Here is a 6,832-nt window from a genome sequence, read left to right on the forward strand (position 1 = left end):
CATGGCCACCACCGACACCGACGCCACGGGCGCAGGCCCCACGGCGGACGAGGGCGAGCTCGGCGAGGCCGGGTCGCAACTGTCCACCGCGCCGGCCGAGGAGGCCGGGCAGGCCGTCCCCGGTTCGTTCGGCGGGGTGCGCCGGCCCGGCGCGCTGGGGGCCGCCCAGTGGCTGGGCCGCGAGGTCATCGGCTGGGCGCGCTGGTTCTGGCGGCAGCTCACCTCGATGCGGGTGGCGCTGCTGCTGCTGTTCCTGCTCTCCCTCGCCGCGATCCCCGGCTCGCTGATCCCGCAGGAGAGCATCGATCAGCTGAAGACCGATGACTTCAAGGCGCGGCACACCACGCTCACCCCGATCTACGAGAAGCTCCAGCTGTTCCAGGTCTACAGCTCGGTGTGGTTCTCCGCGATCTACCTGCTGCTGTTCATCTCGCTGATCGGCTGCATCGTCCCGCGCACCTGGCAGTTCATCGGCCAGCTGCGCGGCCGTCCGCCGGGCGCCCCGCGCCGGCTGACCCGGCTGCCCGCCTACACCAGCTGGCGCACCGAGGCAGCCCCGGACGAGGTGCTGACCGCCGCCGGGCGGGTGCTCAAGCGGCGCCGCTTCCGCACCCACGCCACCGGCGGCGCGGTGGCCGCGGAGAAGGGCTATCTGCGCGAGGCCGGCAACCTGGTCTTCCATGTCTCGCTGATCGTGCTGCTGGTGTCCTTCGCGGTCGGCCAGCTGTGGAAGTCCGACGGCTCCAAGCTGATCGTGGAGGGCGGCGGGTTCGCCAACAACCTCGCCCAGTACGACACCGTCCAGTCCGGCCCGATGTTCGGCCCCGAGGACATGGCGCCGTTCGACTTCACCCTGGACGAGTTCACCGCCACCTATGAGCGCAGTGGGCCGAACAAGGGCACCCCGCGCACCTTCCGCGCCGATGTCACCTACCACGACGGTGTGGACGGTCCGGCCCGCAAGGCCGTGATCAAGGTGAACGAGCCGCTGGAGGTCTCCGGCTACAAGGTCTTCCTGCTCCAGCACGGCTACGCCCCGGTGGTCACCGTGCGGGACGGCAAGGGCGAGGTGGCCTACAAGGGGCCGGTGGCCTCGCTGCCGCTGGACGGCAACCTCACCGAGAACGTGGTCCTCAAGCTCGGCGACTACCTGGACAAGAACGGCAAGAAGGACCAGACCGCCTACAGCGGTATCTTCTCGCCCACCGTGGTGCCGGGCCGCGCGATGTTCTCGCAGTCCCCCGAGCTGAACAACCCCATGCTCTTCCTCACCGCCTACCACGGCGACCTGGGCATCGACAGCGGCATTCCGCAGAACGTGTACCAGCTCGACGCCAGCAAGATGAAGCAGTACAAGGCGAAGGACGGGAAGTCGCCCTTCAAGAAGCTGCTGGTGCCCGGTCAGACGCTGACCCTGCCCGACGGCGGCGGCACGCTGAAGTTCGAGGGCGTCAAGGAGTGGGCCAGCTTCCAGATCGTGCACAAGCCCGGTATCTCGGGCGCCCTGTTCGGTGCGATCGCGGCCCTGCTGGGTGTGGCCGCCTCGCTGTTCATCCAGCGCCGCCGGGTGTGGGTGCGGGCGCAGGCGCAGCCGGACGGCACCACCCTGGTGGAGATGGCCGGTCTCGGCCGCAGTGAGTCCGCCAAGCTCCCCGAGGAGCTCGCTGATCTGGCCGTCAGCCTCCAGGCCGACGCGCCCCCCGCGCCGGAACCCGAGACGGAACCGGAAACCGACCCCGCAGAAGCTGCCGAAGGAGCGCGTCCGTGAACCTCGCTGTCGCAGCCAACGAGAATCTGGCCCACACCAGCAATGTGCTGATCTACTCGGCGATGGCGGTCTACACCCTCGCCTTCCTCGCCCACATCGCCGAGTGGGTGTTCGGCAGCCGCAGCGCGGTGGGCCGTACCGCCGCGGCGATCACCGCGCCGACCGCCGAGCCCCAGAAGGTGACTGTCACCGTGGCCACCAAGGGCGGCGGCACCGCGGTGCTGGAACGCCCCAAGGTGATCACCCGCTCCACGGTGGGCAGCCGTGACGTGCCGGACGGCCCCGGCGCCGCCGGCGGCTCCGAGCAGGGCGACGTCTACGGCCGGATCGCGGTCGGCCTGACCGTCCTGGCCTTCCTGCTGCACGCAGGCGGGGTGCTCTCCCGGGCCCTGTCGGTGGAGCGGGCGCCCTGGGGCAACATGTACGAGTTCTCGACCACCTTCGGGGCGGTCGCGGTGGGCACGTACCTGGTGCTGCTGACGCTGAAGAAGAACGTGCGCTGGATCGGCCTGCCGCTGGTCACCACCATCCTGCTGGACCTGGGCCTGGCCGTCTCGGTGCTCTACACCGAGAGCGCCCAGCTCGTCCCGGCCCTGCACTCCTACTGGCTGTGGATCCACGTCAGCTGCGCGATCGTGTCCGGCGCGGCCCTGTACCTGGGTGCCGTGTCCACCCTGCTCTACCTGTTCCGGGACAGCTACGAGACCCGGCTGGAGAACCCCGAGGGCAAGCAGTACAACGCCTTCGTGAGCTCGATCCTGGCGCGCACCCCTTCGGCCGCCTCGCTGGACAAGTTCGCGTACCGGATCAACGCCACCGTCTTCCCGCTGTGGACCTTCACCATCATCGCGGGCGCGATCTGGGCCGAGGCCGCCTGGGGCCGCTACTGGGGCTGGGACCCCAAGGAGGTCTGGTCCTTCATCACCTGGGTGGCCTACGCCTGCTACCTGCACGCACGCGCCACCGCGGGCTGGAAGGGCCGCAAGGCCGCCTACCTCGCGCTGGTCGCCTTCGGCTGCTACGTCTTCAACTACTACGGCATCAACATCTTCGTGAACGGCAAGCACTCCTACGCCGGAGTCTGACCCCGCGCCGAACGCGACACGGCCGGTTCCCCCTGACCCGAGGTCAGCGGGAACCGGCCGTGTGCGTGTGCGGCGGCTTCCGGATGCGGCGGAGTGTGTCGGCTTCCGGGGCGGGGGAGTGCGACGGAGGGGTACGGCCCGGTCAGCCGGCCGTCGGGGTCTCGCCCTGCCCGTCCTCCTTGCGCCGCAGCTCCTCCTCGCGGCGGCGCAGGTCCGCCTCCCAGTTCTTCAGCCGCTCGGCGTCCTCATCGTCGGCGGACGCGGCGGCCCCGGCGGCGTCGGCCGGCCCGGCGGGCTCCGGGGCGGGGTCGTTCCGCTTGCCCAGGGAGTTCAGGAACTCGGGGTTGTCGTCCGGGGCGACCCAGCCGCCGCGCCGGCCGCCCGTCCCGCCGCCGACGGCCTCGCGCCGGCGTCCGACGATCAGCCAGGAGACGGAGCCCACCACCGGGAAGAGCAGCACCAGGATGGCCCAGATGGGCTTGGGGAGGTAGCGGACGTCCTTCTCATCGGTGGTGATGCAGTCGATGAACGCGTAGATGCTGAGTGCCAGCGGCACCAGGATCAGCAGCACCCGGAGCATGAGGCCGTCCCCCTGCGTGTGGTGTAAGGGCCCCCGAACCGCGGCCCCCGGTTACGGCACCAGGGTAGACCGCCGAACCGGAGTCCCCGATACCACCAGCGTCCGACCCCGCCGCCCGTGCCCCGGCGCGCCGCTTCCACGCCGCCCGGCCGCGGCCCGGCACTCCCCATGGCGGATACTGGACCGCATGGCTTATGACGATCTTCGTTCGTTTCTGCGGGCGCTTGACCGGGAAGGCGACCTCAAGCGCATCAAGGTCGAGGTCGATCCACACCTGGAGATCGGCGAGATCGTCGACCGGGTGAACAAGGCGGGCGGGCCGGCGCTGCTCTTCGAGAACGTCAGGGGCTCGTCGATGCCGCTGGCGATGAACGTCTTCGGCACCGACCGGCGGCTGCTCAAGGCGCTGGGCCTGAAGTCCTACGAGGAGATCAGCGAGAAGATCGGCGGGCTGATCAAGCCCGAACTGCCGCAGGGCTTCGGCGGGATGCGGGAGGCCTTCGGCAAGCTCGCCGGGGTCTCCCACGTACCGCCCCGGAAGGTGAAGGACGCCCCCGTGCAGGAGGTGGTCCTCACCGGCGACGAGGTGGACCTGGAGGCGCTGCCGGCGCTGTTCACCTGGCCAAAGGACGGCGGGTCCTTCTTCAACCTGGGCCTGACCCACACCAAGCACCCGGAGACCGGGGTGCGCAACCTGGGCCTGTACCGCCTCCAGCGCCACGACCGGCGCACCATCGGCATGCACTGGCAGATCCACAAGGACAGCCGCAACCACTACCAGGTGGCCGCCCGGCGCGGCGAGCGGCTGCCGGTGGCGATCGCCTTCGGCGCGCCGCCCGCGGTCACCTACGCCTCCACCGCCCCGCTGCCCGGGGACATCGACGAGTACCTGTTCGCCGGCTTCCTCCAGGGCAAGCGGGTGGAGATGGTGGACTGCAAGACGGTGCCGCTCCAGGTCCCGGCCAACGCCGAGGTGGTGCTGGAGGGCTGGCTGGAGCCGGGGAAGATGCTGCCGGAGGGCCCGTTCGGGGACCACACCGGCTTCTACACACCGCAGGAGGACTTCCCGGCGCTGACCATCGACTGCGTCACCATGCGCCGCCGTCCGCTGCTCCAGTCCATCGTGGTGGGCCGCCCGCCGACCGAGGACGGGCCGCTGGGACGGGCCACCGAGCGCTTCTTCCTCCCGCTGCTGAAGATCATCATTCCGGACATCGTGGACTACCACCTGCCGGAGTCGGGCGGCTTCCACAACTGCGCGATCGTCTCGATCGACAAGAAGTACCCCAAGCACGCCCAGAAGGTGATGCACGCCATCTGGGGCGCGCACATGATGTCGTTGACCAAGCTGATCGTTGTGGTGGACGCCGACTGCGACGTCCACGATCTGCACGAGGTCTCCTGGCGGGCGCTGGGCAACACCGACTACGCCCGCGACCTGACCGTGGTGGAGGGGCCGGTGGACCACCTCGACCACGCCTCGTACCAGCAGTTCTGGGGTGGCAAGGCGGGTATCGACGCCACCCGCAAGCTGCCCGAGGAGGGGTACACCCGGGACGGCGGCTGGCCGGAGATGGTGGAGTCGGATCCGGACACCGCGGCACGGGTGACCCGGCGTTGGAAGGAGTACGGGCTGTGAGCGAGGCATTCCCGGCGGCGCGGCCGCGGGTCGGCGCGGTGGACGGGGCGGCCCGGTGAGCGCGGCCGAGGGAGTACTGGGATCCGGCCCGGCCCGGCCCACCGGCCGGGTGCGCGCCTTCCTGCGGCTGGTGATGATCGAGCACTCGGTCTTCGCGCTGCCCTTCGCCTACATGGCCTCGCTGACCGCGATGGAGCGCTGGGACGGCACCGTGCACTGGGCGCGGCTGCTGCTGGTGACCGTGGCGATGGTGGGGCTGCGCACCTTCGCGATGGCCTGCAACCGGATCATCGACCGGGAGATCGACGCCCGGAACCCGCGGACCGCCTCCCGTGAGCTGGTCACCGGCGCGGTCTCGGTGCGCTCGGCGTGGACCGGGGCGCTGGTGGCGCTGGTGGTGTTCCTGGGGTCCGCGGCGCTGCTGGGCCCGCTGTGCCTGGCGCTGGCGCCGGTGGCGGTGGTGCCGATGGTGGTCTATCCGTACGGCAAGCGGTTCACCGACTACCCGCACGCGATCCTGGGCCTGGCCCAGGCGATGGCCCCGGTGGGGGCCTGGATCGCGGTCACCGGCGAGTGGTCCTGGGAGGCCGTGGTCCTGGGCCTGGCGGTGGGCGTGTGGATCGGCGGCTTCGACCTGATCTACGCCTGCCAGGACGTGACCTCCGACCGGGAGCACGGGGTGCGCTCGACGCCGGCCCGCTTCGGGGTGGCGGGGGCGCTGTACGGGGCGCGGGTCTGCCATCTGCTGACCACCGGGCTGCTGGTCTGGTACGGGCTGCTGATCGGCGCCGGGGCGTTCTTCTGGGCGGGGCTGCTGATCGTGGCCGCGGCCTTCGTCTACGAGCACTCCATCGTGCGGCCGGGCGATCTGTCCCGGCTGAACCGGGCGTTCTTCACGGTGAACGGTTTCGTGGGGATCGCGCTGTTCTGCTGTGCTCTGCTGGACCTGCTGGTGCGGGGACTGAGCGTGTGAGCGCCGCCGGATAGGCTCGACGGGTGGAGCCGCGTGAACAGCACAGTGCAGGCCGCGGCGGCGGGTCGAAGGCCCGCCGTCCGTGGGTGGTCGGGGTGTCGGGCGCGTCGGGGACCCCGTACGCCGCCTCGGTGATCCGGGGGCTGCTGCACGCGGGCGAGGACGTGGACCTGGTGGTGAGCCGGGCGGCGCGGCTGACGCTGCTGGACGAGACCGGTCTGACCCTGCGGGACGCGCACTGGCAGGACGATCTGCGGACCTGGCTGGCGCGCGGCGCGGACGGCGCTCCGGACACCTTCGAGGTGGACCTGGCGCGGGTGCGGTACTGGGCGGCCGGGGACCTGGCGGCCGGGCCGTCATCCGGCTCGTACCCCGCCAAGGGAATGCTGATCGTCCCGGCGAGCACGGCGAGTGTGGCCGGGGTGGCGCTGGGTCTGTCGAAGGACTTGCTTCAGCGGGCGGCGAGCGTGACGCTCAAGGAGCGGCGGCCGCTGGTGGTGGTGGTGCGGGAGACCCCGCTGAACGGTCAGACGCTCAAGGCGCTGGTGACGCTGGACGAGGCGGGCGCCGTGGTGCTGCCCGCCTCGCCGGCGTTCTACGCGGGTGCGACGCACATCCAGGATCTGGTGGACTTCGTCGCGGGGCGGGTGCTGGACGCGGCAGGGGTGCCGCACCAGCTGTACCGCCAGTGGGAGGGAGAGCTGCGCGGCGGCTTCGGCGGCCTCGACGGCTCACGGAGGGAGGGGTAGTTCCCCGGGGCGGAGTGCCGAGGGGGCTTCCGCCGAGG

At 71.0% G+C, this 6,832-nt stretch carries 6 protein-coding genes; 5 read left to right on the forward strand and 1 reads right to left on the reverse strand.

Annotated features, from left to right (window positions below; all coding sequences use genetic code 11):
• The first annotated feature begins 1 nt into the window (after position 1).
• The gene (gene resB, locus E4099_RS07095) at positions 2–1,768 is read left to right on the forward strand and encodes a cytochrome c biogenesis protein ResB (RefSeq protein WP_135338082.1); all 1,767 of its coding nucleotides are present in this window, start codon (positions 2–4) and stop codon (positions 1,766–1,768) included.
• Positions 1,765–2,853, forward strand: a complete 1,089-nt coding sequence (gene ccsB, locus E4099_RS07100) for a c-type cytochrome biogenesis protein CcsB (protein ID WP_135338083.1) — start codon at positions 1,765–1,767, stop codon at positions 2,851–2,853. Before resB ends, ccsB begins: the two co-directional genes overlap by 4 nt.
• A 142-nt stretch (positions 2,854–2,995) precedes the next feature.
• Here ccsB and E4099_RS07105 read toward each other — a convergent pair whose 3' ends face one another.
• The gene (locus tag E4099_RS07105) at positions 2,996–3,433 is read right to left on the reverse strand and encodes a PLD nuclease N-terminal domain-containing protein (protein WP_135338084.1); all 438 of its coding nucleotides are present in this window, start codon (positions 3,431–3,433) and stop codon (positions 2,996–2,998) included.
• Between the two features lie 187 nt (positions 3,434–3,620).
• Between E4099_RS07105 and E4099_RS07110 the strand changes: the two genes are divergently transcribed.
• The 3 genes from E4099_RS07110 to E4099_RS07120 are packed head-to-tail and all read left to right on the forward strand — an operon-like array spanning position 3,621 to position 6,794.
• Positions 3,621–5,072 carry a menaquinone biosynthesis decarboxylase gene (locus E4099_RS07110; protein WP_135338085.1) on the forward strand — a complete coding sequence of 484 codons (1,452 nt, stop codon included), beginning with the start codon at positions 3,621–3,623 and terminating at the stop codon, positions 5,070–5,072.
• A gap of 55 nt (positions 5,073–5,127) precedes the next feature.
• A complete protein-coding gene (gene mqnP, locus E4099_RS07115) occupies positions 5,128–6,045 on the forward strand; it encodes a menaquinone biosynthesis prenyltransferase MqnP (RefSeq protein ID WP_135338086.1) in 918 nt (305 codons plus the stop codon).
• Between the two features lie 23 nt (positions 6,046–6,068).
• Entirely contained in the window at positions 6,069–6,794 is a 726-nt protein-coding gene (locus E4099_RS07120) for a UbiX family flavin prenyltransferase (protein WP_135338087.1), read from the forward strand.
• Positions 6,795–6,832: the final 38 nt, after the last annotated feature.

Source organism: Streptomyces palmae, from assembly GCF_004684805.1.
Classification (GTDB): domain Bacteria; phylum Actinomycetota; class Actinomycetes; order Streptomycetales; family Streptomycetaceae; genus Streptomyces; species Streptomyces palmae.